26 protein-coding genes and 1 pseudogene are annotated in these 26,048 nt (G+C 52.0%); 17 read left to right on the top strand and 10 right to left on the bottom strand.

Features of this window, described 5'->3' with window-relative positions; genetic code table 11:
- Nucleotides 1-13: 13 nt before the first annotated feature.
- Together kdpA and kdpF are read right to left on the bottom strand one after the other, a co-directional pair.
- On the bottom strand, nucleotides 14-1,693 hold the full coding sequence (gene kdpA / locus OGY08_RS23875) for a potassium-transporting ATPase subunit KdpA (protein WP_125362509.1): 1,680 nt from the start codon (nucleotides 1,691-1,693) through the stop codon (nucleotides 14-16).
- Entirely contained in the window at nucleotides 1,693-1,782 is a 90-nt protein-coding gene (gene kdpF, locus OGY08_RS23880; RefSeq protein WP_001670793.1) for a K(+)-transporting ATPase subunit F, read from the bottom strand. Before kdpF ends, kdpA begins: the two co-directional genes overlap by 1 nt.
- Nucleotides 1,783-2,090: 308 nt before the next feature.
- Here kdpF and OGY08_RS23885 point away from each other — a divergent pair, with 308 nt between their 5' ends.
- From OGY08_RS23885 to OGY08_RS23900, 4 genes are all read left to right on the top strand, one after another.
- Entirely contained in the window at nucleotides 2,091-2,297 is a 207-nt protein-coding gene (locus tag OGY08_RS23885; protein ID WP_003022870.1) for a YbfA family protein, read from the top strand.
- A 97-nt stretch (nucleotides 2,298-2,394) separates the two neighbouring features.
- Nucleotides 2,395-2,949: a DUF1722 domain-containing protein gene (locus OGY08_RS23890; protein ID WP_100247216.1), complete on the top strand. Its 555-nt coding sequence runs from the start codon at nucleotides 2,395-2,397 to the stop codon at nucleotides 2,947-2,949.
- A gap of 18 nt (nucleotides 2,950-2,967) precedes the next feature.
- On the top strand, nucleotides 2,968-4,386 hold the full coding sequence (phrB, locus tag OGY08_RS23895; RefSeq protein WP_125362510.1) for a deoxyribodipyrimidine photo-lyase: 1,419 nt from the start codon (nucleotides 2,968-2,970) through the stop codon (nucleotides 4,384-4,386).
- A gap of 162 nt (nucleotides 4,387-4,548) precedes the next feature.
- Nucleotides 4,549-5,451 carry an Rpn family recombination-promoting nuclease/putative transposase gene (locus tag OGY08_RS23900; protein WP_020996544.1) on the top strand — a complete coding sequence of 301 codons (903 nt, stop codon included), beginning with the start codon at nucleotides 4,549-4,551 and terminating at the stop codon, nucleotides 5,449-5,451.
- 46 nt (nucleotides 5,452-5,497) lie between these two features.
- Here OGY08_RS23900 and dtpD read toward each other — a convergent pair whose 3' ends face one another.
- Nucleotides 5,498-6,979 (bottom strand): dipeptide permease DtpD, encoded by a 1,482-nt coding sequence (gene dtpD / locus OGY08_RS23905; protein WP_125362511.1) that lies wholly within the window; start codon nucleotides 6,977-6,979, stop codon nucleotides 5,498-5,500.
- Nucleotides 6,980-7,268: 289 nt separating this feature from the next.
- On the opposite strand from dtpD, the gene ybgI reads away from it, so the two are divergent.
- The 8 genes from ybgI to nei are packed head-to-tail and all read left to right on the top strand — an operon-like array spanning nucleotide 7,269 to nucleotide 13,564.
- The gene (gene ybgI, locus OGY08_RS23910) at nucleotides 7,269-8,012 is read left to right on the top strand and encodes a radiation resistance protein YbgI (protein ID WP_057067734.1); all 744 of its coding nucleotides are present in this window, start codon (nucleotides 7,269-7,271) and stop codon (nucleotides 8,010-8,012) included.
- Nucleotides 8,013-8,027: 15 nt separating this feature from the next.
- A complete protein-coding gene (pxpB, locus tag OGY08_RS23915) occupies nucleotides 8,028-8,684 on the top strand; it encodes a 5-oxoprolinase subunit PxpB (RefSeq protein ID WP_003831391.1) in 657 nt (218 codons plus the stop codon).
- The gene (gene pxpC / locus OGY08_RS23920; protein WP_048214672.1) at nucleotides 8,678-9,610 is read left to right on the top strand and encodes a 5-oxoprolinase subunit PxpC; all 933 of its coding nucleotides are present in this window, start codon (nucleotides 8,678-8,680) and stop codon (nucleotides 9,608-9,610) included. The genes pxpB and pxpC overlap by 7 nt, the downstream gene beginning before the upstream one ends.
- Nucleotides 9,600-10,334, top strand: a complete 735-nt coding sequence (gene pxpA, locus OGY08_RS23925; RefSeq protein WP_125362512.1) for a 5-oxoprolinase subunit PxpA — start codon at nucleotides 9,600-9,602, stop codon at nucleotides 10,332-10,334. Before pxpC ends, pxpA begins: the two co-directional genes overlap by 11 nt.
- Nucleotides 10,335-10,389: 55 nt before the next feature.
- Entirely contained in the window at nucleotides 10,390-11,112 is a 723-nt protein-coding gene (locus OGY08_RS23930; protein WP_003831395.1) for a DUF969 domain-containing protein, read from the top strand.
- Nucleotides 11,109-12,104 (top strand): DUF979 domain-containing protein, encoded by a 996-nt coding sequence (locus OGY08_RS23935; protein ID WP_032942722.1) that lies wholly within the window; start codon nucleotides 11,109-11,111, stop codon nucleotides 12,102-12,104. Before OGY08_RS23930 ends, OGY08_RS23935 begins: the two co-directional genes overlap by 4 nt.
- Before the next feature lie 9 nt (nucleotides 12,105-12,113).
- Nucleotides 12,114-12,758 (top strand): pyroglutamyl-peptidase I, encoded by a 645-nt coding sequence (pcp, locus tag OGY08_RS23940; protein WP_125362513.1) that lies wholly within the window; start codon nucleotides 12,114-12,116, stop codon nucleotides 12,756-12,758.
- Nucleotides 12,759-12,772: 14 nt separating this feature from the next.
- Nucleotides 12,773-13,564, top strand: a complete 792-nt coding sequence (gene nei, locus OGY08_RS23945) for an endonuclease VIII (protein ID WP_125362514.1) — start codon at nucleotides 12,773-12,775, stop codon at nucleotides 13,562-13,564.
- On the opposite strand, the gene OGY08_RS23950 is transcribed toward nei, so the two are convergent.
- From OGY08_RS23950 to OGY08_RS23980, 7 genes and pseudogenes are all read right to left on the bottom strand, one after another.
- Nucleotides 13,561-14,607: an AbrB family transcriptional regulator gene (locus OGY08_RS23950; RefSeq protein ID WP_008784134.1), complete on the bottom strand. Its 1,047-nt coding sequence runs from the start codon at nucleotides 14,605-14,607 to the stop codon at nucleotides 13,561-13,563. The two genes, nei and OGY08_RS23950, sit on opposite strands and share 4 nt — an antisense overlap.
- A gap of 122 nt (nucleotides 14,608-14,729) precedes the next feature.
- Entirely contained in the window at nucleotides 14,730-15,134 is a 405-nt protein-coding gene (locus tag OGY08_RS23955; protein ID WP_125362515.1) for a DUF2251 domain-containing protein, read from the bottom strand.
- 75 nt (nucleotides 15,135-15,209) lie between these two features.
- Complete coding sequence (locus tag OGY08_RS23960; RefSeq protein ID WP_125362516.1) at nucleotides 15,210-15,491, bottom strand: bacteriocin immunity protein; 282 nt, start codon at nucleotides 15,489-15,491, stop codon at nucleotides 15,210-15,212.
- A gap of 57 nt (nucleotides 15,492-15,548) precedes the next feature.
- A complete protein-coding gene (locus tag OGY08_RS23965) occupies nucleotides 15,549-15,890 on the bottom strand; it encodes a hypothetical protein (protein WP_100272757.1) in 342 nt (113 codons plus the stop codon).
- Entirely contained in the window at nucleotides 15,887-17,530 is a 1,644-nt protein-coding gene (gene tssD, locus OGY08_RS23970) for a type VI secretion system tube protein TssD (RefSeq protein WP_125362517.1), read from the bottom strand. The genes OGY08_RS23965 and tssD overlap by 4 nt, the downstream gene beginning before the upstream one ends.
- Nucleotides 17,531-17,758: 228 nt before the next feature.
- Nucleotides 17,759-19,042, bottom strand: a complete 1,284-nt coding sequence (locus OGY08_RS23975) for a citrate synthase (protein WP_003831404.1) — start codon at nucleotides 19,040-19,042, stop codon at nucleotides 17,759-17,761.
- Between the two features lie 203 nt (nucleotides 19,043-19,245).
- Nucleotides 19,246-19,356, bottom strand: a pseudogene (locus OGY08_RS23980) (hypothetical protein).
- A gap of 383 nt (nucleotides 19,357-19,739) precedes the next feature.
- Between OGY08_RS23980 and sdhC the strand changes: the two are divergent.
- The 5 genes from sdhC (at nucleotide 19,740) to sucA (ending at nucleotide 26,044) form a co-directional block, all read left to right on the top strand.
- Nucleotides 19,740-20,144, top strand: a complete 405-nt coding sequence (gene sdhC, locus OGY08_RS23985) for a succinate dehydrogenase cytochrome b556 subunit (RefSeq protein ID WP_003831406.1) — start codon at nucleotides 19,740-19,742, stop codon at nucleotides 20,142-20,144.
- Entirely contained in the window at nucleotides 20,138-20,485 is a 348-nt protein-coding gene (gene sdhD, locus OGY08_RS23990; protein ID WP_003831408.1) for a succinate dehydrogenase membrane anchor subunit, read from the top strand. Before sdhC ends, sdhD begins: the two co-directional genes overlap by 7 nt.
- Nucleotides 20,485-22,251 (top strand): succinate dehydrogenase flavoprotein subunit, encoded by a 1,767-nt coding sequence (gene sdhA, locus OGY08_RS23995; RefSeq protein WP_003831409.1) that lies wholly within the window; start codon nucleotides 20,485-20,487, stop codon nucleotides 22,249-22,251. Before sdhD ends, sdhA begins: the two co-directional genes overlap by 1 nt.
- Before the next feature lie 15 nt (nucleotides 22,252-22,266).
- A complete protein-coding gene (sdhB, locus tag OGY08_RS24000; RefSeq protein WP_003022921.1) occupies nucleotides 22,267-22,983 on the top strand; it encodes a succinate dehydrogenase iron-sulfur subunit SdhB in 717 nt (238 codons plus the stop codon).
- A 259-nt stretch (nucleotides 22,984-23,242) separates the two neighbouring features.
- Complete coding sequence (gene sucA, locus OGY08_RS24005) at nucleotides 23,243-26,044, top strand: 2-oxoglutarate dehydrogenase E1 component (protein ID WP_003831411.1); 2,802 nt, start codon at nucleotides 23,243-23,245, stop codon at nucleotides 26,042-26,044.
- The last annotated feature ends 4 nt before the right edge of the window (nucleotides 26,045-26,048 follow it).

Consider the following 26,048-nt stretch of genomic DNA (forward strand, 5'->3'; position numbering starts at 1 on the left):
TGCTCCGCATCACTCAGTGTAATGACAGGTATTCTGCGACCGGGCCAAGCGCCAGGGCAGGAACAAAGGTGAGGGCGCCAACCAGTAACACCGTACCGATTAACAACCCGACAAACAGTGCGCCGTGGGTAGGCAGCGTGCCTGGACTTGCTGGCTGGATCTTTTTACTGACCAGCGATCCGGCAATTGCCATCACGGGAATGATCACGCCGAAACGGCCGAAGAACATGCACAGGGCCAGCAGACAGTTCCAGAACGGGCTGTTGGCGCTTAATCCGGCGAAGGCGCTGCCGTTGTTGTTCGCGGCAGACGATACGGCGTACAACACCTCACTAAAGCCATGTGGACCAGGATTGAGCATGGCGCTGCGTCCGGCGTCGCTCATCATCGCTATCGCCGTACCGAGCAGCACCAGCGCAGGGGTGACCAGAATCGCCAGTGCGGTCATTTTCATTTCGCGCACGTCTATTTTCTTACCCAGATATTCCGGCGTGCGACCAATCATCAGGCCCGCGATAAACACCGCCAACAACACGAACAGCAGCATGCCGTACAGGCCCGAACCGACACCACCGAAGACCACTTCGCCAATCTGCATTAGCCACATCGGCACCATCCCGCCCAGCGCGGTGAAGGAGTCATGCATCGCATCGACAGCGCCGCAAGATGCCGCTGTCGTCACGACGGAAAAAAGACTCGTAGCCAGCACGCCAAAGCGGCTTTCTTTGCCTTCCATGTTGATATTACTGTCTGCACCGAATGCCATCAGGTGCGGGTTGCCTTGAACTTCGGCCCACATCACCACGGCTACGCAGACTACAAATATCAACGACATGGCCCACAGCAGGGTTCGCCCCTGGCGACGATCGCCAACCACATCACCAAAGGCAAAACACAGCGCGGTAGGAATTAAGAAAATGGCCAGCATCTGTACCAGATTGGTCAACGCGGTAGGGTTTTCAAACGGATGTGATGAGTTAGCGTTAAAGAACCCGCCCCCGTTAGTGCCAAGCATCTTAATCGCTTCCTGTGAGGCGACGGGCCCCATCGGCAGCAGCTGTTTCACCCCTTCAAGGGTAGTAATGGGCTGATAGGGCAACACGTTTTGCAGCACACCTTGCTGAATGAAGAACAACGCAATGAGCAATGCAATGGGGAGCAGGATCCACAGCGTAATGCGAACCAGATCGACCCAGGCATTGCCCAGCGTGTTCATGCTCTGGCGAGTAAAGGCACGGGCCAGGGCAAAAATCACCGCAATCCCGGTTGCCGCTGACAGGAAGTTCTGCACGGTCAGCCCGACCATCTGGCTGAAGTAGCTTAAGGTGGTTTCGCCAGCATAGGATTGCCAGTTGGTGTTGGTGACAAAACTTACCGCCGTGTTGAGCGCCAAATCCCACGAAAGCCCAGGTAGCTGTTGCGGATTTAGCGGCAGCAGGTTTTGCGCCATCAGCATTGAAAACAGGACCAGCAACCCCAGCACATTGAGCGCGAGGATCGCCAACAGATACTGCCGCCAGTTCATCTCCTGCTGCGAGATGCCCAGACCGCGCCAGAGCAGATGTTCCACGCCAGCCAGGCCCGGCAGGGACGTATTATTGATCAGCCGAGCCAAGCCAAAACCCAGCGGTCTGGCGAAGATAAACAGTACCAGCAAGAAACTGGCAATGAGTAAAAATCCTTGGGCCGCCATCAGAACGCCTCCGCATTAATCAGGGCATACACCAGATAACCTAATAATAAAAAGACCAGCACAATGCCGGTTATCACGCCTGCACTCACGGTGCACCTCCAGTGGCATAAATGTGATAACCAGAGCGTAGATTTTTGCTTGCAAAGATTTCGCAAAAATCAGTGGGAGGGGTGTAAAAAAAGTATAAAAATGGCAAAGACCATTATTTAACTAATGATTAGTATTAATTTAACTTTTATGTAACTTAATTACGGTTTTTAGCTAAACGGAGCATCAATAGATAAAAATAAGTGGTCGGATGAGTAGCAAAATTACACACAAGGCGGTATTATTTTCATCAGTTAACCAAGTTTATTTTTCCGGTGCGATTCACCGAACAGATATATGGGAGAGGATTATGGACTTTTATAAAGAATATCCAGCACACATTGTTTTCTTGCGCCGTACCTTTGCCGTTGTGGCGGGCGTGCTGGCGCTGCCGGTCATGTTGTTCTGGAAAGACCGCGCCCGTTTTTACAGCTATCTGCACCGCGTCTGGTCCAAAACCAGTGATAAACCGGTGTGGATGGAGCAGGCTGAAAAAGCCACCTGCGACTTCTATTAAGTTGTCGTTATTGTTCAAGAAAACCGCCAACAGCAATGTGGCGGTTTTTTTATACGCCGACGTCTACACTTATCTGAGTAACGGATAAGGAGTGGCGATGAGCACGAGAATTCCTGTTGGTATCCGCACCTGTCTGACCACAGAAGCGAGTGAGGCACCTCAGTTCGACGAAAATACATTAATACGTGTTTACGCTTTGCATGAATTGCACCGCCTGCGTCAGCGAAAATTAACGCGGGGCGCATTAATTGACTATCATACCCGCTACAAACTGGTACTACTGGCGCATTCCCAGCCAGAGTATCGGGAGCTTGGCCCCTTCGTTGCCGCAATCCATGAATGGCAAGATCTCGATGCTTTTTTTACCGAGTATCGCCTACGATTGATCCATCTGTTATTAAATCCTGCTACCCGGCGTAACCATACCAATGTATTGATGCACGTACAGGGCTATTTCCGTAATCAGCTCGATCTGCGTCAACGTCAGGAATTGACCTCGATAATCGATAACTATCGACGCGAGGCGCAGCCGCTACTTGCACCCTTAATGCTCCTCAAACACTATATGGCTGAGCACCCGAACACCTGGTTGTCCGGGCAACGTTATTTTGAACTCTGGCCTGCGATTTGGCGTTTACAGGGCAATGATTAATTTTTATCAGGGAGTGTTATGACCACGCATCTGGTCTGGTTTCGGCGTGATTTACGTCTGCATGACAATCTCGCGCTGGCGGCGGCTTGTCGGGATCGTTCTGCACATGTACTCGCGCTCTATATCTCCACGCCTGTACAGTGGAAGGCGCATGATATGGCCCCGCGTCAGGCGGCATTGGTTAACGCGCAGTTGAACGCGTTGCAAACGGCGCTGGCAGAAAAGGGCATCCCGCTTCTGTTTCATGAAGTCGGTGATTTTGCGACCAGTGTGGAAACCGTCAAAAACGTCTGCGTACAGCATGGCGTCAGTCGAATATTTTATAACTATCAATATGAAATAAACGAACGCCAGCGTGATGCTGCCGTCGAAAAGTCATTACCTCAGGTGGTGTGCGAAGGGTTTGACGACAGCGTGATCCTGCCTCCGGGGGCGGTCATGACCGGTAATCACGAGATGTATAAAGTCTTTACGCCGTTTAAAAATGCCTGGCTGAAGCGGATAAAAGACGGGATCCCAGAATGTGTCAGTGCGCCGAAGGTGAGAGAAAGCGGTGCTCTTGACTCTCCATTAACATCCATCACGCTGAGCTACCCGCAGCAGGATTTTGATTCGCAGCAATTTCCGGCAGAAGAAAAATTGGCCATCGCGCAATTACGCCATTTTTGCCAGCAGGCCGCCGGAGAATATGAACAACTGCGTGACTTTCCGGCGATTGACGGAACCAGTCGATTATCCGCGAGCCTGGCGACAGGTGGACTATCACCGCGCCAGTGCCTGAATCGACTGCTCGTGGAGCAGCCGCAGGCGCTTGAGGATGGGGCAGGCAGCGTTTGGTTGAATGAGCTTATTTGGCGCGAATTTTATCGTCATCTGATGACTTACCATCCGGCGCTATGTCGGTATCAACCTTTTATTCGCTGGACCGATCGCGTGCAATGGCAGAATAATCCGACGCATTTGCAGGCCTGGAAAACAGGGAATACGGGCTACCCCATTGTGGATGCGGCCATGCGTCAGCTCAACGCCACGGGCTGGATGCATAATCGTTTACGCATGATTACCGCCAGTTTTTTAGTGAAAGACCTGCTGATCGACTGGCGTAAAGGCGAACAATATTTCATGTCGCAACTGATCGATGGCGACCTGGCGGCCAATAACGGCGGCTGGCAGTGGGCAGCCTCAACCGGAACCGACGCCGCACCGTATTTCCGTATCTTTAACCCCACGACGCAGGGCGAAAAATTCGACCGTGACGGTGAGTTTATCCGCCAGTGGGTGCCGGAACTGCACGACGTGCCGGGTAAAGCCATTCATGAACCGTGGTCGTGGGCTGAAAAAGCGCAGGTAACACTGAGTTATCCTCGCCCGATTGTGGATCATAAACAGGCGAGGCTGGCGACGCTGGCGGCATATGAGGCGGCACGTAAGGGATAAGCACGCAGCGGATTTCTGCGTAATACCTTCCAGCAGAATGAATATGTTGCAGTGGGGGGGCATTTAGCGCTGAAGCGTGTACGCAAGGCTGCTAATGCCTTGATGAAGAGGTTTTCCGCCAGCAGTAAAGTGCCGTCATCTTCATTCAGGTGACGGAATTTGATGACAACACCAACGACATCTACACCGCACGATGCGGTATTTAAAACGTTTTTACATCATCCAGAAACAGCTCGGGACTTCCTCGAAATTCATCTACCCGCAGATCTGCAAACGCTTTGCGATTTAAATACGCTGAAGCTGGAGTCAGAAAGCTTTATTGAAGCGGATTTACGTACCCGCTACTCCGACGTGCTCTGGTCTGTGCATACGCACGATGGTGAAGGTTATGTATACGTGGTTATAGAACACCAGAGTTCAGCCGATCCGCATATGGCTTTTCGTCTGCTGCGTTACGCAATAGCGGCGATGCAGCGTCATTTGGATGCCGGGCACAAAGAACTGCCGATTGTGATACCCATGCTGTTTTATCATGGCTGTCGAAGTCCGTATCCGTACTCACTGTGCTGGCTTGATGCGTTTACCGATCCTGTAACGGCACGGCAACTTTATGCCAGCGCATTTCCATTGGTGGATATCACAGTGGTGCCCGATGACGAAATCATGGCTCACAGGCGAATGGCACTGCTGGAACTAATGCAAAAACATATCCGTCAGCGGGATTTGATGGGGCTGGTAGATCAACTGGCCACGCTGTTACTTACAGGGTGCGCTAATGACACGCAACTACAGGCGATGTTTAATTACATCCTGCAATCCGGCGATGAATCTCGCTTTAATGAATTTATACAAGAGATGGCGCAACGGATCCCCCAACATAAGGAGAAGCTGATGACGATTGCCGAGCGGTTACGCTTAGATGGATTACAGGAAGGGTTGCAGCGAGGCAAACGAGAAGCCGCATTACGTATAGCGCAAACTATGTTGGAGCAGGGAATAGATCGCAACATGGTGCTTCTGGTTACAGGTCTTTCTGAAGAGGAGTTGACTGCCAGTCATGCGTAATTCCTGAAAAAAGCCCGAATCAGATTACATCATCGGGCCCCTACACTCAGGATTCTACCGCCAGTGAACGGTTTCTGAACTTAAGCGACTGGTACAGCCAAATCAGCAGCACCAGCACCACACAGGCCAGCGCGCCCCAGGTAATTTCACTAAAGACATCAATGTATGCATTGATGGAGTAGTTGATAGCGCCCGCAGCATCAAACGAGCCTTGTGAGGTTTGATCGGCGATAACACCAGCCAGGTAGTTGGCGATGGCGCCGGAAAGCAGCATATAAATGCCGGTTAACACGCCGGTTACACCAGGGATCTCAATACGCGTAATTTGCGACATTGCCACCGGGTCAATAAACAGTTCGGCAAAGCCCATGACCGCCAACCCAAGTACCATCAGCGGCATGGAAGAGTGGCCGTAAGCAGCGGACCAGCGAGCGCTCAAGGTTAGAATACAGAACCCAGCGCTCATTAAGCCGAGGCCAAGGGCAAATTTACCCCAGATACGTACGGTACGATTGCCACTCACGCTTTCTTTGACTACCCACGCCAGTACGATACCGCACAGCATAACGGCAAAAGCGTTAACCGACTGGAACATCGCGGTAGGGACGGAATACCCCAGAATATCGCGGTTAACGAAGCGGTCGATATACAGGCTGATCGAACTGCCGCCCTGTTGAGCAAAGGCCCAAAACAACAGGCTGAAGAAGGTCAGCGTGACGATAAGCCCCAGCTCTTTGCGCTGTTTCTGCGTCTGCGCCTGGCGATAAATCTTCGCCAGAACTGCCAGACCAATAATGGTGGCAACAATCAGTGCGTAAACGGACCACTCTTTCCAGAACAGCACGGTAATCAGCAGCGGTGTGGTAACTAGCAGAACTAACAGCCAGGCCCAGTTTGGCAGAATAAAGGTTTTAGCACACAGAACGGCCTTGTTGACGCCGGTGGTGTGGGCGAAATGGCGATTTCCACATAAGAAAATCACCAGCCCTGCCAGCATGCCGATGGCAGCCAGCGCAAAGCCCATCGCCCAACTGTACTCTTCCTGCACGTATCCGCAGGCAATTGGTGCGATGATCGAACCGATGTTACCGGCGGCGTAGAGCAGAGAGAATCCACCGTCGCGACGCGGGTCTTCAGGTTGATATAACTCGCCCAGCAGGCAACTGATATTTGATTTAAACAGACCGTAGCCGCAGACAATTATCGCAAGCGACAAATAGAGGAACGCCGGAGCCATTTCACTGGCACCTAATACCAGATGTCCCACCGCCATTAAAAATGCGCCGATCATCACCGCCATTCGATTGCCGAGCACTTTATCGGCCAGGTATCCCCCGAGAATAGGGGTGACATAGACCAGCGAGCAGTAGGCGCTGAACAGTTCATATGCGTGATTATCGTCGTACTTAAGCTGGTTAGTGAGATACAGGATCAGCAGCGCACGCATGCCGTAAAAACTGAAGTATTCCCAGATTTGTAGCGCGACGACGTAGTAAATCGCCCGTGGTTGAGATGCTTGTTTATTCATTATTTTCTCGAAGTAAATGCCTCGCGACTGGCTGAACGTGCTGCGCGAGTGTGTTTCCTTAAAGTTGTAACTTTGATACAGATCTGATTATTTTTGCAATATGCTGTCTTATTGCATAAATATACATGAATTAGATCGCGTAGTGGTAAGCAAATCACGTTCAAAGCGGGTGTGATTGTTTCTTTATGTGTCAGTGAAATGGCTATCGACGAACGCAGGCGGGGACGCTATTTTAACCTAAGCTGTGTTGCTGATTGGGCAGGCAGAAATGATGACTACGAGGACGATGATGAAAAACACCGAACTGGAACAACTGATCAACGACAAACTAAACAGCGCCGCCATTAGCGATTATGCGCCGAATGGTTTGCAGGTTGAGGGCAAAGAGACGGTGCATAAAATCGTGACCGGTGTGACTGCAAGCCAGGCATTGCTGGACGAGGCGGTACGCCAGCAAGCGGATGCGGTTATTGTTCACCACGGCTATTTCTGGAAAGGCGAATCTCCGGTTATTCGCGGCATGAAGCGCAATCGTCTGAAAACGCTGTTAGAAAATGATATCAACCTGTATGGCTGGCACTTGCCGCTGGATGCACACCCGGAATTGGGGAATAACGCGCAGTTGGCCGCGTTGTTGGGAATCACCGTTATGGGGGAAATTGAACCGCTGGTGCCATGGGGAGAACTCTCCATGCCGGTTCCGGGGCTGGAGCTGGCATCGTGGATTGAAGCGCGTTTAGGTCGTAAACCGTTATGGTGCGGTGATACCGGGCCGGAGAAAGTTCAGCGCGTTGCCTGGTGTACCGGGGGCGGTCAAAGTTTTATTGATAGCGCAGCCCGATTTGGTGTCGACGCCTTTATTACCGGTGAAGTCTCTGAGCAAACCATTCACTCAGCCCGCGAGCAGGGGCTGCATTTTTATGCTGCCGGTCACCATGCGACCGAACGCGGCGGCATTCGCGCATTAAGCGAATGGCTGAATGAAAATACCGATCTGGACATAACCTTTATCGATATTCCTAATCCAGCGTAACAAAGAGGGATGAAAGTGCAGCGAGCGCGTTGTTATCTGTTAGGTGAAACGGCGGTGGTTCTTGAACTGGAGCCCCCCATCACGCTGGCGACTCAGAAACGCATCTGGCGTCTGGCTCAGCGTTTAGTTGACGCCCCGAATGTGCTTGAAGCTATTCCGGGAATGAACAATATCACGGTTACCCTGCGCGACCCGCAAACACTGGCGCTGGATGCGATTGAACGCCTGCAGCGCTGGTGGGAAGAGAGCGAAGCACTAGAGCCGGATTCACGTTTTATTGAAATACCTGTGACCTATGGTGGTGAGTTTGGCCCCGATCTGGCAGAGGTCGCCCGACACAGTGGATTAAGCGACAAGCAGGTCGTCGAACTTCATGCGTCAGTTGACTATGTGGTGTGGTTTATCGGTTTTCAGCCGGGATTTCCCTATCTCGGGAGCTTACCTGAACAGCTGCATACCCCCAGACGTGCGGAACCGCGTTTGCTTGTTCCGGCAGGTTCTGTCGGTATCGGTGGATCTCAAACGGGGATCTACCCGCTTGCCACACCCGGTGGATGGCAATTGATTGGGCGTACCTCCGTTTCGTTATTTGATCCAAAACGGGAGGAGCCGATTCTGTTACGGGCTGGCGATACTGTGCGTTTTGTCCCGCAGAAGGAGGGGATATGTTAAACATCATCCGCGCTGGCATGTACACCTCAGTACAGGACGGGGGACGCCATAGTTTTCGTCAATCCGGAATTAGTCACTGTGGCGCGCTGGATAAACCGGCGCTGAACGTGGCTAACCTGCTGGTGGGTAATGATGCGAATGCCGCAGCGCTGGAAATCACGCTGGGGCAACTGGTGGTGGAGTTTGAAGCCGATGGCTGGTTTGCCCTGACCGGTGCCGGATGCGAAGCGCATCTGGATCGAACTCCCGTATGGAGCGGATGGCGGTTACCGGTAAAAGCCGGGCAGCGTCTGACGCTAAAACGTCCTCTTCATGGCATGCGCAGTTATCTGGCGGTAGCGGGCGGTATCGATGTTCCCGAAGTGATGGGCTCGCGTAGTACCGATCTGAAAGTGGGCATTGGTGGGTTTGAAGGGCGTCTGCTGCGTGATGGCGACCGACTGGCGATTGGCGTATCGACCCGGCAATTCAGCGGGCCACAAGGTGTAAAACAACTGATGTGGGGTAATCTCATTCGCGCACTGCCCGGCCCTGAATATCAGGAGTTTGATGAGGTATCGCAGGCCTCTTTCTGGCGCTCGCCGTGGCAGCTTAGCCCACAAAGTAACCGTATGGGGTATCGTCTTCAGGGGCAGCCGCTGACGCGCACGACCGATCGCGAGCTGCTGTCGCATGGTTTGCTCCCCGGCGTGGTGCAGGTTCCGCATAATGGCCAGCCAATCGTGCTGATGAACGATGCACAGACGACGGGTGGCTATCCGCGCATCGCCTGTATTATCGAGGCAGATATGTATCATCTGGCGCAGATCCCGCTCGGTCAGCCGATTCATTTTGTGCAGTGTTCGCTGGAGGAAGCGCTGAAGGCGCGGTACGACCAGCAGCGTTATCTGGAACAGTTAGCATGGCGACTTAACAATGAAAATTGATCTCAATGCAGACCTCGGTGAGGGATGTGCGAACGATGCAGCGTTGCTGCAATTGGTGTCATCGGCCAACATCGCCTGTGGGTTTCACGCCGGCGATGCGCAAACTATGCTCTCAAGCGTGCGTGATGCGTTAAAAAATGGTGTGGCGGTAGGTGCGCACCCCAGCTTTCCGGATCGGGAAAATTTTGGTCGTAGCGCCATGGCACTGCCTGCACAAACGGTGTATGCACAGACGCTGTATCAAATTGGCGCGCTGGCTGCCATCACGCGGGCAGAAGGTGGCGTGATGCGCCATGTCAAACCGCATGGCATGCTCTATAACCAGGCGGCGAAAGATCCTCAATTGGCTGATGCAATTGCGAGAGCGGTTCATGCCTGCGATCCGTCGCTGGTTCTGGTCGGGCTGGCGGGAAGCGAACTGATTCGCGCTGGAGAACACTATGGCTTGATAACGCGTCAGGAGGTTTTTGCCGATCGGGGTTATCAGGCCGATGGCAGTCTGGTACCTCGCAGCCAGCCGGGCGCACTGATTGAGGATGAAGAGCAGGCGCTGGCGCAAACGTTAGAAATGGTGCAATCCGGCAGAGTAAAAAGCCAAAGTGGAACATGGGCAAGCGTGACCGCCCAGACGGTATGCATTCATGGGGATGGCGAGCACGCACTCGCTTTTGCCCGTCGCTTGCGTAGCGCCTTTAATGCATGCAATATTGAAATTGGTGCATAAGATTTACCATACAAAACAACAATATATTACACAACAACATATACGGGAATGAATTATGGGAGAGGTAATTTCTCTCTGGCCATTGACGGGGATCGCCGTCATCGTGGTCGGATTTCTTTTACGTTTTAATCCGGTATTGGTGGTTATTATTGCCGGGATCGTCACGGGACTGGCGGCGCATATGCCGATCGCCACCATCCTCGAGAAGCTGGGTGAAGGTTTTCTTAACACCCGCAACCTGCCGTTTATCCTGCTGATCCCGTTGGCGGTTATTGGCCTGCTGGAACGTCACGGGCTCAAAGAGCGCGCTCAGGCGTGGATTGCGAAAATCCGCAGTGCCACCAGTGGCCGTCTGCTTATTGTCTATCTGTTCATTCGCGAAGCGACCGCTGCGTTAGGGCTGACCAGTCTGGGCGGGCATCCGCAGATGGTGCGCCCGCTGCTGGCGCCAATGGCGGAAGGGGCCGCCGAGAAAAATCACGGCGAGATACCCGGCGCGGTTCGCTATCGCCTGCGCGCAATGTCAGCGGCGACCGATAACGTCGGGCTGTTTTTCGGTGAAGATATCTTTGTTGCCTTCGGCGCGATCATATTCATGCACAACTTTATGCTGGAGTCTGGTGGGATCCAGACCGAACCGCTGCATATCGCCTTGTGGGGGATCCCGACGGCAATTTGTGCTTTCCTGATCCACGGCACGCGTTTGTGGCGTCTGGATAGCTATTTGCAACGTGAAGTGGCGAAAGCGAATGCCGCAGCGAAAGGGGAAGCGAAATGAATTTTCAACAAAGCTATCTCTACTGGCTGGCAGGTGCGGTATTACTGATTGTGGCGCTGATGTCCTGGCAGGACAAAGCGAACCCGCGTCGTTTCACCACAGGCCTGTTTTGGGGCATATATGGCGTACTGTTTCTGCTTGGTGACTGGACATACTCGCTGTTTGGCGATAAACGTGCAGTGCATATTGCCGTCGGCGTTGCGGTGGTTGTGCTGGCCCTGATCGCGGGTTTTGGTGGAGTGAAGCTGGGAAGTTACCATCAACGCACGCAGCAACAGCGCGAAGAAAGCGCCAGCCGCCTGGGCAACCGCCTGTTTTTCCCGGCATTAGCGATCCCGGTGGTAACGGTCATTGGCGTACTGATGTTCAATCATATTCCGGGCTTACAGGATGCGCTGTTCGGGCCGGGTAATCACGCCACGCTGGTAACGCTCTTTTCAATGACAGCGGGCTCGTTGATTGGTCTGGCGATGGCGATAAAAATGACCCATGAGCGGGTGCATCAACCGATTCAGGAGGCACGCCGTCTGCTGGACTCCATTGGCTGGGCGTTCATTCTGCCGCAGATTCTGGCTACGCTTGGGTTGCTGTTTACAGCTGCGGGTGTCGGTAGCGGCATTTCATACCTGACGCAGGAATATCTGGCGGTGGATAGTCGCTTTATCGCGGTGGCGGTGTACACCATCGGCATGGCATTGCTGACCATGGTTATGGGTAATGCGTTTGCTGCTTTCCCGATCGTGACCGCTGGGATTGGTATTCCAATCCTCGTACTGCAACACGGCGGCAACCCAGCGGTAATGGCGGCGATTGGTATGTTCTCCGGCTATTGTGGGACGCTGATGACGCCGATGGCGGCGAACTTTAATATTGTTCCTGCAGCGTTGCTGGAACTACCGGACAAAAATGCGGTGATTAAAGCGCAGGTGCCAACCGGCATACTGCTGCTGCTGGTCAACGTGTTCCTGATGTATTTCCTGATGTTCCTGTAAGGAGGAAGGATGAAAACAGTACTCATCACGGGATTTGAACCCTTTGGCGGCGAGTCAGTTAACCCTTCCTGGGAAGTGGTCTCGAGCCTCGACAATGCTATTATCGGCGGATGCCGCGTAATAGCCCGCCAACTACCGTGTGTCTTTGGCGAGTCTCTCGCTGTACTCAACGCCGCGATTGACGCGTTGTCGCCATCACTGGTGCTGGCGGTGGGGCAGGCGGGTGGTCGCACGGATATCACCGTGGAACGCGTGGCAATTAACGTTGACGATGCGCGTATTGTGGATAACCAGGGGCAACAGCCGGTAGATGTGCCGATTGTGGTCGATGGCCCGGCGGCATGGTTTAGTTCGTTGCCGATTAAAGCGATGGTTGTCGCCATGCGCAACGCGGGAATTCCGGCCTCGGTTTCCCAGACTGCGGGTACTTTCGTGTGTAACCACGTGATGTATGGCCTGCTGCATAAACTACGCGACGTACCGGCGGTGAAGGGCGGCTTTATTCATATCCCTTATTTGCCGCAACAGGCTGCACAGCATCCCGGGGCGCCAAGTATGGCGACAGAAACGGTGCGCCGTGCGCTGGAGATTGCGATTGCCACCGCCTTGCAGGTGGAAAGCGATATCGCAGTGACGGGCGGCGCAACACATTAACAAAGGACAGTATTATGCCTGAAGGCCCGGAGATCCGCCGCGCGGCGGATAACCTGGAGGCGGCAGTCAAAGGCAAACCCCTGACGGATGTCTGGTTTGCCTTTGAGCAGTTAAAACCGTATCAATCTCAACTGATTGGGCAACGTGTTACCCAGCTTGATACGCGGGGGAAAGCATTACTGACCCATTTTTCTAATGGCCTGACGCTGTACAGTCACAATCAGCTCTATGGCGTGTGGCGAGTGGTGGATACCGGCAAAATCCCGCAAACTTCGCGGGTACTGCGTGTCAGGCTGCAGACACACGACAAAACTATCCTGCTCTATAGCGCGTCTGATATCGAAATGCTAACGCCAGAACAGCTCTCCACCCATCCGTTCCTGCAACGGGTAGGGCCGGATGTGCTGGATTTACGTTTAACGCCCGATGAGGTTAAAGCGCGTCTGTTATCTCCGCGTTTTCGCAATCGCCAGTTTTCTGGTCTGCTACTGGACCAGGCGTTTCTGGCTGGATTAGGTAACTACCTGCGGGTAGAGATCCTTTGGCAGGTTGGGTTGACCGGGCAGCATAAAGCGTCGCAGCTTAGTGATGAGCAACTGGATAAACTGGCACATGCGCTGCTTGATATTCCGCGGCTGTCTTATACTACCCGCGGCCTGGCCGATGAGAATAAACATCACGGTGCGTTGTTTCGCTTTAAGGTCTTTCATCGGGATGGCGAAACCTGTGAGCGTTGTGGTGGAATAATCGAGAAAACGATGCTCTCTTCGCGCCCCTTTTACTGGTGCCCGGGTTGTCAGCACTAAGCGGGTTGTTTTGGTGCGTGCACCGAAATAAACCGCGCGACTGCGGGGCCAGTTAACAAAATGCTGAACAGTCGCAGGGTTTGCATCGCCATGATGAGCGCCATATCAGCGTGGCTTCCTGCGGCGATCACCGCAACAGAATCCACTCCTCCAGGACTGGTTGCCAGATAGGCAGTGAGAAAATCGATCTGCATGTAATGCGCCAGTCCCCAGGCCATGGCTGCGCAGATCGCCATCAGTGAAAAAATAGACAACAGGATCTGTGGCAGTGGTCGTAATGCCATCAAAAAGATCTGCTTGTCAAAGCCAAGACCGATTTGCCAGCCAATTGACATGTAGGCTATAGCCAGTAGCCATTCCGGCAGTTCAATCACCATCACTCCGCTTGCATTCAGCATGGCACCCACCAGCATTGGCAATAGCATAACGCCAGAGGGAATACGCAGTAGGCGTCCAGCCGTGCCGGCAACGGCGGCCAGCATCAGAGTACTGAAAAGATTGCCGCTTAGTGGCGGAAACCAGATGATTTGTTCACTGACCGTTTGGGCCTGGTCGCCCATCACCAGCCGGGTGACCAGCGCTGCCGCGCCGACCACCAACAGTACGCGCAGATACTGCATAAACGCCACCAGCCGGATGTCGGCGCCATAATCCTGGGCCATTGCGACCATTGCAGCTGCACCGCCTGGTGACGAGCCCCACGCACCGGTATTCCCAGGTAGATTACTATAGCGAACCAGCAGCCAGCCGATTATCGCGCTGCTGATAAGGGTTGCCAGCAGGATAACAATCACCATCGGCCAGTGGGCTGCAAGGGTTGTAAAGATTGAACCGGTCAGATTTTGGGCAATCATGCAGCCGAGAATCGCCTGTGCGCCAAGAAACGTGCAGCGAGGAGGATGCAGCGAGATGCCGCGCATACTGAAAATGATGCCGACGATCATCGAACCGAGCAGCAAGGGGCCTGGAAGATGGATAAACAGAAAGAGCAGGGAAAGAAGGAGCGATAGCACAAACAACAGGCTCCACTGCAAAACAGGCATCCCATGCTCCCTTGTTTTATACTGCATTCAATGTCTTGATACAGCATAGAGAAAAAGTCCACTGAAAAAAATATCAGGTATCAATAAAAACGGACTAACCGGCGATCGGGTATTGATGCCTGTTATCTGAAAAAATCGTCGACAGCATCATTCCAGGCATGCCCGAAGATAGACCACTCCTGACTGATTGTAGGTGGAAAATCGCTCCGGCAGTATCCATTCTTAGATTCAAAATCAAAGACGCCATGTGGGTAACCATTTATCAGCAACACACATTTCTTACTATCTTCTGACCAACCGATCTTCACATCTGATGGGATATGTCCATCTGAAACGTCTTCTGCATTGTAAATATGTAGAGCATCTTTGATAGGATTTCCGTCTGCAGATTCATCAAACGCATAGAAGTACCCGGTTTGACCATTATCTTCAAATACAGCAGCGTATGAACCTTCAGGGGCTAAACTTTCTATTACCTGAGTTTCACCGACGATGAGTTGAGCTTGAACCGTAACTGTTATTGTCATTTTAATTTTCCTGGATGTATAAAACTACGCTGTTCTATAATTGGTATTGATGTTTAACGACTTGATTTGAAATTTTTAGGTTGATTGTTTAAATGATGAGCGTCCCTGGGACTTACGCCATCTTTTTATTTCATCAATGACGCCTTGTGGGCTGTCTTCCCTGTCATCCGGGGGATAAAAAATCAAACCATTACCTTCCGGATGGTCCACGATTTTATCGAAATGATCGACTAATGAGTCGATGTAAGATTCACGATCCATTTCTCCCTGGTGGCGCGGGTTTGCAGAGAATTCATTTAGGAAGTCTAAGAATTCGGATTCTGTGTAGTCTTCGAGTTTTTGCTTAAGATGATTCATATATTCAACTTAATAATAAGAGGCTTTGCAGAGTGCTGTTATTTGGTTTTGAAATAGTTATTCAGCTTTTAAAATGAAAGGCAACTGACCTAAAACCTTGTTTAATTTTTCAATCAACTCATTTTTATCCCAACCGGAAGATATTGTAACTGAAGGGTTTTCCCAGTCACTGTTCTGGATCATCTGAATAATAAACTCTCCATTTTCATCAAATGGGGGATACCAACCAACATCTATGATTAACTTATCGTTAAAAACTAGTTGCAATAAATCTTCATCTAGCCGAGTGACCTCATCTGATACCTTTTTGGTAAAATCTAAACCAGACAACTCATCATAAATGTTGTTAACCTTTTCAAGGTGATAGTTTTTTCCTAAAATATTGTAATTGTTTTTCATTTTATTAACTTTCTGGCCTCATTTGAACCTATCGGATGAGAGTGAATAGTTCCCTGTGACTCTTTGGTAACCACCCATGTCGTTTCTTTCCCTTTGTAAGCGCCTTGGACGTTATTGAATTCTTTAACTTTCCAGTTTTGTCCATTAGTCGTTGGAGTACCATTCTCCCATACATTCTGATCTACAGATTCGATATTGACTTCTGGTTTGAATTTTGCTGGACCAGACTTCGTGTTTTTTATTACTTCTTCCCAAGGTCTATTTTTGGGAGGATAGTGCTTATGCCCATGAGTATAAGATGTTTTTCTCTCACTGAGATAAATATATATCGGCTGAATGCCTGAATCGGCCGGAAAGACCAGAATATAATCGTTAAAATCGGCGACATCCGGCACAAGGAACGGTGGCGTGGTGTACTCATTTTTGCCATCCGGGATGGGTGTCACCAGAATTGTTGGCTGATCAAGCGGTGGAATATCGCTTCCAGTATGTTTAGGTACATCACCCGTCGCAGGATTTTCTGGCGTCCATGTGATTAACGGCCCGTCTACGTCGTGGGCAGGCGTAAATTCATAACGATGGTGTCCATCATTCCATAGCATATTCGCGACGCGCACGTTTTCATACGGAGTACCTTCGCCGGTATGCACGCCGTAGACTTGCGACTTACCGTGAATGTCGGTTCCCCAGAAAAAACGAACGCGGGTTGTGGCTGTGCCACCTACCAGCGCCTTTTTCCGCAGTTCTTCCTCATACCAGAACTCATCACGTCCGGGAACGCGTGCGCTGCCCGTCCCCGAAGACGGAATATACAGCGCGGAAGCTAACGCTCCGATATAAGGAACGCCGCGTGCGGCGCTGAGAATGCCACTGAGTGACCACTCGCCCCACACCTGCGTCAGCCCACCTAAGATCGGCAGTGCGACCGAGGCTTCTGCGGGCTGCGCATATCCGCAACAATCATCGACGGAAGATTGTGCGAAAATCGCCATCTGTCCGAAATTATCAGCCGATTCTTCACGGCTCCCCGCGTCTGTACAGCCTTTCTCTTTCAGACAGGATTTGGCATAGACCGGTGTGACTGCAGGAATGAGTGGTGCTGGGGGAGAAGGGCGGTTCGCAACGGGTATTATCGAACTAACCGGCTGATTGCGGGGTGGTATAAACAAACGGTTGTACTCAGCAGGTAACGCCAGGTAGTTAGATTCCGTATTAGCAATCAGGTGCTTGCAAAGAATATAGTCATACGATATTGCAATTTCTTCGGTATCCAGCTCGTTTAGGGCCACATAGGTTTGTATGCTTTTTACCGAAGCATTTCTTAATTGAATATAATAGTAGCGTTCCCATCTGCCGAATCTGTTTATTCGCCATAAATCAATTTCAATAAACAGACGTTCATTGTTATTGATGGCGTTAATAAATAGCGGTGTGCTTTTATCAATTAATTTTTCAAATCTTAGCGCCCGGGTATTAATACCAGAACCCATATTAACTAATCCGTTAGAGAGCGAAAAAGCAAAAATCTCATCAGGATGGTTTTCCTGCCAGCGATTTCCTATCGATGCGTCTGTACCACAACCAGAAGAGATATCGCCTTGTCGCTTACCTGTTATCTTCAGATAAATAAGGTCGCCCATGCCATTTAATCCAGTGCTGTGTTTTATGAGGCCGGATTAAATAGTTAATGAATTTAAAAATCAAATAATGCCTTGGCAATTAATGCTATATTAAATCGGGTAGGGGTTGCGCTCAATTAAATATATTAAAGGGCGAGTAAACGAGAGAAATTAATATTGAAGAGGTGAATGCAATGAACAAGACGGGAACTGAAAAAAGCCACCGGAATTATCCGGTGGCCTGAACAATTAACGCTTAATATCAGACTTAAAATCGCGCTTGTCGTAGCCGGTGTACAGCTGACGCGGACGCGCGATTTTCATGCCGTCGGTGTGCATTTCGTTCCAGTGTGCAATCCAGCCAACGGTACGTGCCATGGCGAAGATCACGGTGAACATGGAGGACGGAATACCCATCGCTTTCAGGATGATGCCGGAGTAGAAGTCTACGTTCGGGTAGAGTTTCTTCTCAATGAAGTACGGGTCGTTGAGCGCAATGTGCTCAAGTTCCATCGCCACTTCCAGCAGATCATCTTTGGTACCCAGTTCTTTCAGCACTTCGTGGCAGGTTTCACGCATGACGGTAGCGCGCGGGTCATAGTTTTTATAAACACGGTGACCAAAGCCCATCAGGCGGAAGGAATCATTCTTGTCTTTCGCGCGGCGAACAAATTCCGGAATGTGTTTAACAGAGCTGATTTCTTCCAGCATTTTCAGCGCAGCTTCGTTTGCGCCGCCGTGTGCCGGTCCCCACAGGGAAGCAATACCTGCCGCGATGCAGGCAAACGGGTTAGCGCCAGAAGAGCCCGCGGTACGTACGGTAGAGGTTGAGGCGTTCTGTTCGTGGTCAGCGTGCAGGATTAAGATACGGTCCATTGCGCGTTCCAGAATCGGATTCACTTCGTATTTTTCGCACGGCGTAGAGAACATCATGTTCAGGAAGTTACCGGCGTAGGAGAGATCGTTACGTGGGTACACGAACGGCTGCCCGATGGAATATTTGTAGCACATCGCTGCCATGGTTGGCATTTTGGACAGCAGGCGGAAGGCGGCGATTTCACGGTGACGCGCGTTGTTTACATCCAGCGAGTCATGATAGAACGCTGCCAGCGCTCCGGTTACACCGCACATAACGGCCATCGGGTGAGAGTCGCGGCGGAAACCGTGGAACAGACGGGTGATCTGCTCGTGGATCATGGTATGGCGAGTGACTGTGGTTTTGAACTCGTCGTACTCTTCCTGCGTCGGTTTTTCGCCGTACAGCAGGATATAACACACTTCCAGATAGTTGGACTCGGTCGCCAGTTGGTCAATCGGGAAGCCGCGATGCAGCAAAACACCTTCGTCACCGTCGATGAAAGTAATTTTGGATTCGCAGGATGCGGTAGAGGTGAAACCTGGGTCAAAAGTAAACATCCCTTTTGAGCCAAGGCTACGAATATCAATAACATCTTGACCGAGCGTACCTTTCAGCACATCCAGTTCAATAGCAGCGTCACCATTTAGAGTGAGTTTTGCTTTAGTATCAGCCATTTACGGTCTCCTTAGCGCCTTATTGCTTAAGACTGCCGGAACTTAAATTTGCCTTCGTGCATCAATAAACCGTTACCAGTTTGTTATTTGGCTCGCCGCTCTGCGAAAGAGGGGATGACCTGGGTACAGAGCTATGGGCGCTTGCAGGTAAAACGGTCTTTTCATGGCGAATAAACTGCAAATCAAGAACTTAGCAATCCGAATTATTTAACCTGTCTATCACTAATAACTGTCCTGAAGGTATTGGTCAATACTTCCACACTGTTACATAACTAAATCTCCGGTGAAAGAGTGACCCCATAACTTTTACGCATTATATGCTTTTTCTGGTGTCGTTTGTAACAACTTTGTTTAATGATTGTCAAATTGGATGATTAAAAATTAAAATAATGTTGTTATCGTGACCTATGTCACTGTTCGGGATAAAACCCGACAAACTATATGTAGGTTAATTGTAATGATTTTGTGAACGTCCTATACTGCCGCCAGGTCTCCGGAATACCCTGCAATCCCGAGCCAACCAGCGTTGTAACGTGTCGTTTTAGCATCTGGAAGCAGTGTTTTATATGACGCGTAGTTATAGTAAGGACGCTGTCTGACCCGCACGCAGACCGGAGGAAGGAAATCCCGTCGTCTTTCAGGCTACAGGTGTCTTCATCTTCTGTACCCGAAGTCTAAAGGGAATAATAAGAACAGCATGTGGGCGTTATTCATGATAAGAAATGTGAAAAAACAAAGACCTGTCAATCTGGATCTGCAAACGATCCGGTTCCCAATCACGGCGATAGCGTCCATTCTCCATCGCGTATCCGGAGTGATCACCTTTGTGGCGGTCGGGATTCTGTTGTGGTTATTGGGTACCAGCCTTTCCTCCCCTGAAGGTTTCCTCACCGCGTCATCCATTATGAATAACTTCTTTGTGGAGTTAATTCTGTGGGGGATCCTGATTGCGCTGGCATATCACGCCGTAATGGGCATTCGCCATCTGTTGATGGATTTTGGCTATATCGAAGAAACCCTCGAAGCAGGGACACGCTCCGCCAAAATTTGTTTCGTTATCATTGTCGTGCTTTCACTTCTCGCAGGAGTCCTCGTATGGTAAGCAACGCCTCCGCATTAGGACGCAACGGCGTACATGACTTCATTCTGGTCCGTGCTACCGCTATCGTTCTGACGTTATACATCATCTATATGGTCGGTTTCTTCGCCACCAGCGGCGAGCTGACGTATGAAGTCTGGACCGGTTTCTTCTCATCGGCATTCACCAAAGTCTTCACCCTGCTGGCACTTTTCTCCATCTTGATTCATGCCTGGATCGGCATGTGGCAGGTGTTGACCGACTACGTTAAACCTCTGGCTGTGCGCCTGATTCTGCAACTGGCTATCGTCGTTGCGCTGGTGGTTTACGTCATTTATGGATTTGTTGTGGTGTGGGGTGTGTAATGAAACTGCCAGTCAGAGAATTTGATGCTGTTGTGATTGGTGCCGGCGGCGCAGGTATGCGCGCGGCGCTGCAAATTTCCCAGAGCGGTCAGACCTGTGCGCTGCTCTCCAAAGTGTTCCCAACCCGTTCCCATACCGTATCCGCGCAGGGTGGCATCACCGTTGCGCTCGGTAATACCCATGAAGATAACTGGGAATGGCACATGTACGACACCGTTAAAGGGTCGGACTACATTGGTGACCAGGACGCTATTGAATATATGTGTAAAACCGGTCCGGAAGCGATTCTGGAGCTGGACCACATGGGGCTGCCGTTCTCTCGCCTCGACAATGGCACAATTTATCAACGTCCGTTTGGCGGCCAGTCGAAGAACTTCGGCGGCGAGCAGGCGGCACGTACTGCGGCAGCGGCCGACCGTACCGGTCATGCACTGTTGCACACGCTGTATCAGCAGAACCTGAAAAACCATACCACTATCTTCTCCGAGTGGTATGCGCTGGACCTGGTGAAAAACGCCGATGGCGCCGTTGTCGGTTGTACCGCGCTGTGTATCGAAACCGGTGAAGTGGTTTACTTCAAAGCCCGTGCGACCGTGCTGGCGACCGGTGGTGCTGGCCGTATTTATCAGTCCACCACTAATGCCCACATCAATACCGGTGACGGTGTTGGTATGGCTATCCGCGCTGGCGTGCCGGTGCAGGATATGGAGATGTGGCAGTTCCACCCAACCGGTATCGCCGGTGCAGGCGTTCTGGTAACAGAAGGCTGCCGTGGTGAAGGTGGCTACCTGCTGAACAAACACGGCGAGCGCTTCATGGAGCGTTATGCCCCGAATGCGAAAGACCTGGCGGGTCGTGACGTGGTGGCGCGTTCCATCATGATCGAAATTCGCGAAGGTCGCGGCTGTGACGGCCCGTGGGGTCCGCACGCCAAACTGAAACTCGACCACCTGGGTAAAGAAGTACTGGAATCCCGTCTGCCGGGTATTCTCGAACTGTCCCGTACCTTTGCTCACGTTGACCCGGTCAAAGAGCCGATTCCGGTTATCCCAACCTGCCACTATATGATGGGCGGTATTCCGACCAAAGTAACCGGTCAGGCGCTGACCGTGAATGAGCAGGGCGAAGATGTGGTGATCCCTGGGCTGTTTGCCGTCGGCGAAATCGCCTGCGTATCGGTTCACGGCGCCAACCGTCTGGGCGGCAACTCGCTGCTGGACCTGGTAGTATTCGGTCGTGCGGTTGGTCTGCATCTGCAGGAATCCATTGCTGAGCAGGGTGACCTGCTGGATGCGACCGAAGATGAAATCGACGCTTCTCTGGCGCGTCTGAACCGCTGGAACGGTAACCGTAACGGTGAAGACCCGGTGGCGATTCGCAAAGCGCTGCAAGAATGTATGCAGCATAACTTCTCGGTATTCCGCGAAGGCGATGCGATGGCGAAAGGTCTGGAAGAGCTGAAAGCGATCCGCGAACGCCTGAAAAATGCCCGTCTGGACGATACCTCCAGCGAGTTCAACACCCAGCGCGTTGAGTGTCTGGAGTTGGATAACCTGATGGAGACCGCGTACGCCACTGCAGTATCTGCAAACTTCCGTACCGAAAGCCGTGGCGCGCATAGCCGCTTCGACTTCCCGGAACGTGATGATGAAAACTGGCTGTGCCATTCCCTGTACCTGCCAGAGTCGGAATCCATGACGCGACGTCAAGTCAATATGGAACCGAAGCTGCGCCCGGCATTCCCGCCGAAGATTCGTACTTATTAATGCGGAGACAGGACAATGAAACTCGAGTTTTCAGTTTATCGCTATAACCCGGATGTTGACGACGCTCCGCGCATGCAGGATTACACCCTGGAGGCGGAAGAAGGGCGCGACATGATGCTGCTGGATGCCTTGATGCAGCTGAAAGAAAAAGATCCGTCGCTGTCGTTTCGTCGCTCGTGCCGTGAAGGGGTTTGTGGCTCCGACGGTCTGAACATGAACGGCAAAAATGGACTGGCCTGTATCACTCCTATTTCTGCACTGAATCAGCCGGGCAAAAAAATTGTCATTCGCCCGCTGCCGGGTTTACCGGTTGTGCGCGATTTGGTGGTAGACATGGGGCAATTCTACGCACAGTATGAGAAGATTAAGCCTTACTTGTTGAATAATGGGAAAAATCCGCCAGCTCGTGAGCATTTACAAATGCCAGAGCAGCGTGAGAAGCTCGATGGGCTGTATGAATGTATTTTGTGTGCATGCTGCTCAACGTCCTGCCCATCATTCTGGTGGAACCCGGACAAATTTATTGGCCCGGCAGGCCTGCTGGCAGCGTATCGCTTCTTAATTGATAGCCGCGATACCGAGACCGACAGCCGCCTGGAAGGTTTAAGTGACGCTTTCAGCGTATTCCGCTGCCATAGCATCATGAACTGCGTCAGCGTATGTCCGAAAGGACTAAACCCGACGCGCGCCATCGGCCATATTAAGTCGATGCTGCTCAAACGTAGTGCGTAAGTAGTTGTAGTGGTTGCCGGATGGCGACGTAGCGTCTTATCCGGCCTACGGGTTACGTACCTTGTAGGCCTGATTAGCGAAGCGCCATCAGGCAATTTAAGTGCAGGAAACCTCTAAAAACTGCCACATGATTAGACAGTTTTTAAAGGTTCCTTCGCGAGCCAAACAAAAAGAGCTCGCAAGTGAACCCCGGCACGCACATCGGTGTGCGTGGTAGTATCCACGGCGAAGTAAGCATACAAATGCTTAAGGGATCACGATGCAGAACAGCGCTTTGAAAGCCTGGTTGGACTCTTCTTACCTCTCTGGTTCTAACCAGAGCTGGATAGAACAGCTCTATGAAGACTTCTTAACCGACCCTGACTCGGTAGATGCTAACTGGCGTTCGACGTTCCAGCAGTTACCTGGTACCGGAGTCAAACCGGATCAACTTCACTCAAAAACACGTGATTATTTCCGTCGACAGGCGTTGATTACCCCACGTTACTCTTCTTCTATTTCCGACCCTGATGCCAATGTGAAGCAGGTTAAAGTCCTGCAGCTCATTAACGCCTATCGTTTCCGCGGTCATCAGCATGCGAATCTTGATCCGCTGGGACTGTGGCAGCAAGAAAATGTGGCCGATCTGGACCCGTCTTTCCACGATCTGACCGATGCGGATTTCCAGGAAAGCTTTAACGTAGGTTCTTTTGCCGGCGGCAAAGACACGATGAAGCTGAGCGACCTGGTTGTTGCGCTGAAACAAACCTACTGCGGCCCAATTGGCGCCGAGTATATGCACATCACCAGCACCGAAGAAAAACGTTGGCTTCAGCAGCGTATCGAGTCTGGCCGTGCCGCATTCAGTAGCGAAGAGAAGAAACGCTTCCTCAGTGAACTGACCGCAGCAGAAGGTCTGGAACGCTACCTGGGCGCTAAGTTCCCGGGCGCGAAACGCTTCTCGCTGGAAGGCGGCGATGCGTTAATCCCAATGCTCAAAGAGATGATCCGCCACGCCGGTAACAGCGGTACCCGTGAAGTGGTACTGGGCATGGCGCACCGTGGTCGTCTGAACGTTCTGGTTAACGTATTGGGCAAACGCCCGCAGGAACTGTTCGACGAATTTGCGGGCAAACATAAAGAACACCTCGGCACCGGTGACGTGAAGTACCACATGGGCTTCTCATCAGATATCGAAACCGAAGGCGGTCTGGTGCACCTGGCACTGGCGTTTAACCCGTCGCACCTGGAAATCGTTAGCCCGGTGGTTATCGGTTCCGTACGTGCGCGTCTGGATCGTCTGGACGAGCCGAGCAGCAATAAAGTCCTGCCAATCACCATTCACGGTGATGCGGCAGTTACCGGGCAGGGCGTGGTTCAGGAAACCCTGAACATGTCGAAAGCCCGTGGTTACGAAGTGGGCGGTACCGTTCGCATCGTTATCAACAACCAGGTGGGCTTCACTACGTCTAACCCGCTGGATGCGCGTTCTACACCGTACTGTACCGACATCGGTAAGATGGTTCAGGCGCCGATTTTCCACGTGAACGCGGATGACCCGGAAGCGGTCGCTTTCGTGACGCGTCTGGCGCTGGATTTCCGTAATACCTTTAAACGCGATGTCTTCATCGATCTGGTGTGCTACCGCCGTCACGGCCACAACGAAGCCGACGAGCCGAGCGCAACCCAGCCGCTGATGTATCAGAAAATCAAAAAGCATCCGACCCCGCGCAAAATCTACGCTGATAAGCTGGAAGCGGACAAGGTCGCCACGCTGGAAGATGCGACCGAGATGGTCAATCTGTACCGTGACGCGCTGGATGCTGGCGAATGCGTAGTGAAAGAGTGGCGTCCAATGAACATGCACTCCTTCACCTGGTCGCCGTACCTCAACCACGAGTGGGATGAAAACTACCCGAACAAAGTTGAGATGAAGCGTCTGCAGGAGCTGGCAAAACGCATCAGCACTGTACCTGAAGCGGTTGAAATGCAGTCGCGTGTTGCCAAGATTTACGGCGACCGTCAGGCCATGGCCGCAGGCGAGAAGCTGTTTGACTGGGGTGGTGCAGAGAATCTGGCTTACGCCACGCTGGTTGACGAAGGCATTCCGGTCCGTCTGTCGGGTGAAGACTCCGGTCGCGGAACCTTCTTCCACCGTCACGCGGTGATTCATAACCAGGCGAACGGTTCAACCTACACGCCGTTGCAGCATGTGCATAACGGACAGGGCACCTTCCGCGTATGGGACTCCGTGCTGTCTGAAGAAGCCGTGCTGGCGTTCGAGTACGGTTATGCCACAGCAGAACCGCGCACGCTAACCATCTGGGAAGCACAGTTCGGCGACTTCGCTAACGGTGCACAGGTCGTTATCGACCAGTTCATCTCTTCCGGCGAGCAGAAATGGGGCCGTATGTGCGGTCTGGTTATGCTGCTGCCGCACGGCTATGAAGGTCAGGGTCCGGAACACTCCTCCGCGCGTCTGGAACGTTATCTGCAACTTTGCGCTGAGCAAAACATGCAGGTTTGCGTCCCGTCTACCCCGGCGCAGGTTTATCACATGCTGCGTCGTCAGGCGCTGCGCGGTATGCGTCGTCCGCTGGTGGTGATGTCACCGAAGTCGCTGCTGCGTCATCCGCTGGCGGTGTCTACGCTGGACGAACTGGCAAATGGTACTTTCCTGCCAGCCATTGGCGAAGTAGATGAACTTGATCCTAAAGGCGTGAAGCGCGTCGTGATGTGTTCTGGTAAGGTTTATTACGACCTGCTGGAGCAACGCCGCAAGAACGACCAAAAAGATGTCGCCATTGTGCGCATCGAACAGCTCTATCCGTTCCCGCATAAAGCGGTGCAGGAAGCGCTGAAACCATTTGCTCACGTACATGATTTTGTCTGGTGCCAGGAAGAGCCGCTCAACCAGGGCGCATGGTACTGCAGCCAGCATCATTTCCGTGAAGTAATTCCATTTGGGTCAGCTCTGCGTTATGCAGGTCGCCCGGCCTCTGCCTCTCCGGCAGTAGGGTATATGTCCGTTCACCAGAAGCAGCAACAAGATCTGGTAAATGACGCGCTGAACGTCGATTAAATAA

It is taken from the genome of Citrobacter sp. Cpo069 (genome assembly GCF_030332785.1).
GTDB classification, from domain to species: domain Bacteria; phylum Pseudomonadota; class Gammaproteobacteria; order Enterobacterales; family Enterobacteriaceae; genus Citrobacter; species Citrobacter portucalensis.

Coding starts and splice junctions, on each gene's coding strand:
- OGY08_RS23935 (WP_032942722.1), top strand. CDS start 11,109: ATGAATTTTCAACAAAGCTATCTCTACTGGCTGGCAGGTGCGGTATTA.
- phrB (WP_125362510.1), top strand. CDS start 2,968: ATGACCACGCATCTGGTCTGGTTTCGGCGTGATTTACGTCTGCATGAC.
- sdhC (WP_003831406.1), top strand. CDS start 19,740: ATGTGGGCGTTATTCATGATAAGAAATGTGAAAAAACAAAGACCTGTC.
- tssD (WP_125362517.1), bottom strand. CDS start 17,530: ATGGGCGACCTTATTTATCTGAAGATAACAGGTAAGCGACAAGGCGAT.
- dtpD (WP_125362511.1), bottom strand. CDS start 6,979: ATGAATAAACAAGCATCTCAACCACGGGCGATTTACTACGTCGTCGCG.
- sdhB (WP_003022921.1), top strand. CDS start 22,267: ATGAAACTCGAGTTTTCAGTTTATCGCTATAACCCGGATGTTGACGAC.
- pxpC (WP_048214672.1), top strand. CDS start 8,678: ATGTTAAACATCATCCGCGCTGGCATGTACACCTCAGTACAGGACGGG.
- sdhD (WP_003831408.1), top strand. CDS start 20,138: ATGGTAAGCAACGCCTCCGCATTAGGACGCAACGGCGTACATGACTTC.
- OGY08_RS23950 (WP_008784134.1), bottom strand. CDS start 14,607: ATGCCTGTTTTGCAGTGGAGCCTGTTGTTTGTGCTATCGCTCCTTCTT.
- sdhA (WP_003831409.1), top strand. CDS start 20,485: ATGAAACTGCCAGTCAGAGAATTTGATGCTGTTGTGATTGGTGCCGGC.
- pxpA (WP_125362512.1), top strand. CDS start 9,600: ATGAAAATTGATCTCAATGCAGACCTCGGTGAGGGATGTGCGAACGAT.
- pcp (WP_125362513.1), top strand. CDS start 12,114: ATGAAAACAGTACTCATCACGGGATTTGAACCCTTTGGCGGCGAGTCA.
- ybgI (WP_057067734.1), top strand. CDS start 7,269: ATGAAAAACACCGAACTGGAACAACTGATCAACGACAAACTAAACAGC.
- OGY08_RS23890 (WP_100247216.1), top strand. CDS start 2,395: ATGAGCACGAGAATTCCTGTTGGTATCCGCACCTGTCTGACCACAGAA.
- OGY08_RS23900 (WP_020996544.1), top strand. CDS start 4,549: ATGACAACACCAACGACATCTACACCGCACGATGCGGTATTTAAAACG.
- OGY08_RS23965 (WP_100272757.1), bottom strand. CDS start 15,890: ATGAAAAACAATTACAATATTTTAGGAAAAAACTATCACCTTGAAAAG.
- OGY08_RS23930 (WP_003831395.1), top strand. CDS start 10,390: ATGGGAGAGGTAATTTCTCTCTGGCCATTGACGGGGATCGCCGTCATC.
- kdpA (WP_125362509.1), bottom strand. CDS start 1,693: ATGGCGGCCCAAGGATTTTTACTCATTGCCAGTTTCTTGCTGGTACTG.
- OGY08_RS23975 (WP_003831404.1), bottom strand. CDS start 19,042: ATGGCTGATACTAAAGCAAAACTCACTCTAAATGGTGACGCTGCTATT.
- nei (WP_125362514.1), top strand. CDS start 12,773: ATGCCTGAAGGCCCGGAGATCCGCCGCGCGGCGGATAACCTGGAGGCG.
- sucA (WP_003831411.1), top strand. CDS start 23,243: ATGCAGAACAGCGCTTTGAAAGCCTGGTTGGACTCTTCTTACCTCTCT.
- OGY08_RS23960 (WP_125362516.1), bottom strand. CDS start 15,491: ATGAATCATCTTAAGCAAAAACTCGAAGACTACACAGAATCCGAATTC.
- OGY08_RS23955 (WP_125362515.1), bottom strand. CDS start 15,134: ATGACAATAACAGTTACGGTTCAAGCTCAACTCATCGTCGGTGAAACT.
- OGY08_RS23885 (WP_003022870.1), top strand. CDS start 2,091: ATGGACTTTTATAAAGAATATCCAGCACACATTGTTTTCTTGCGCCGT.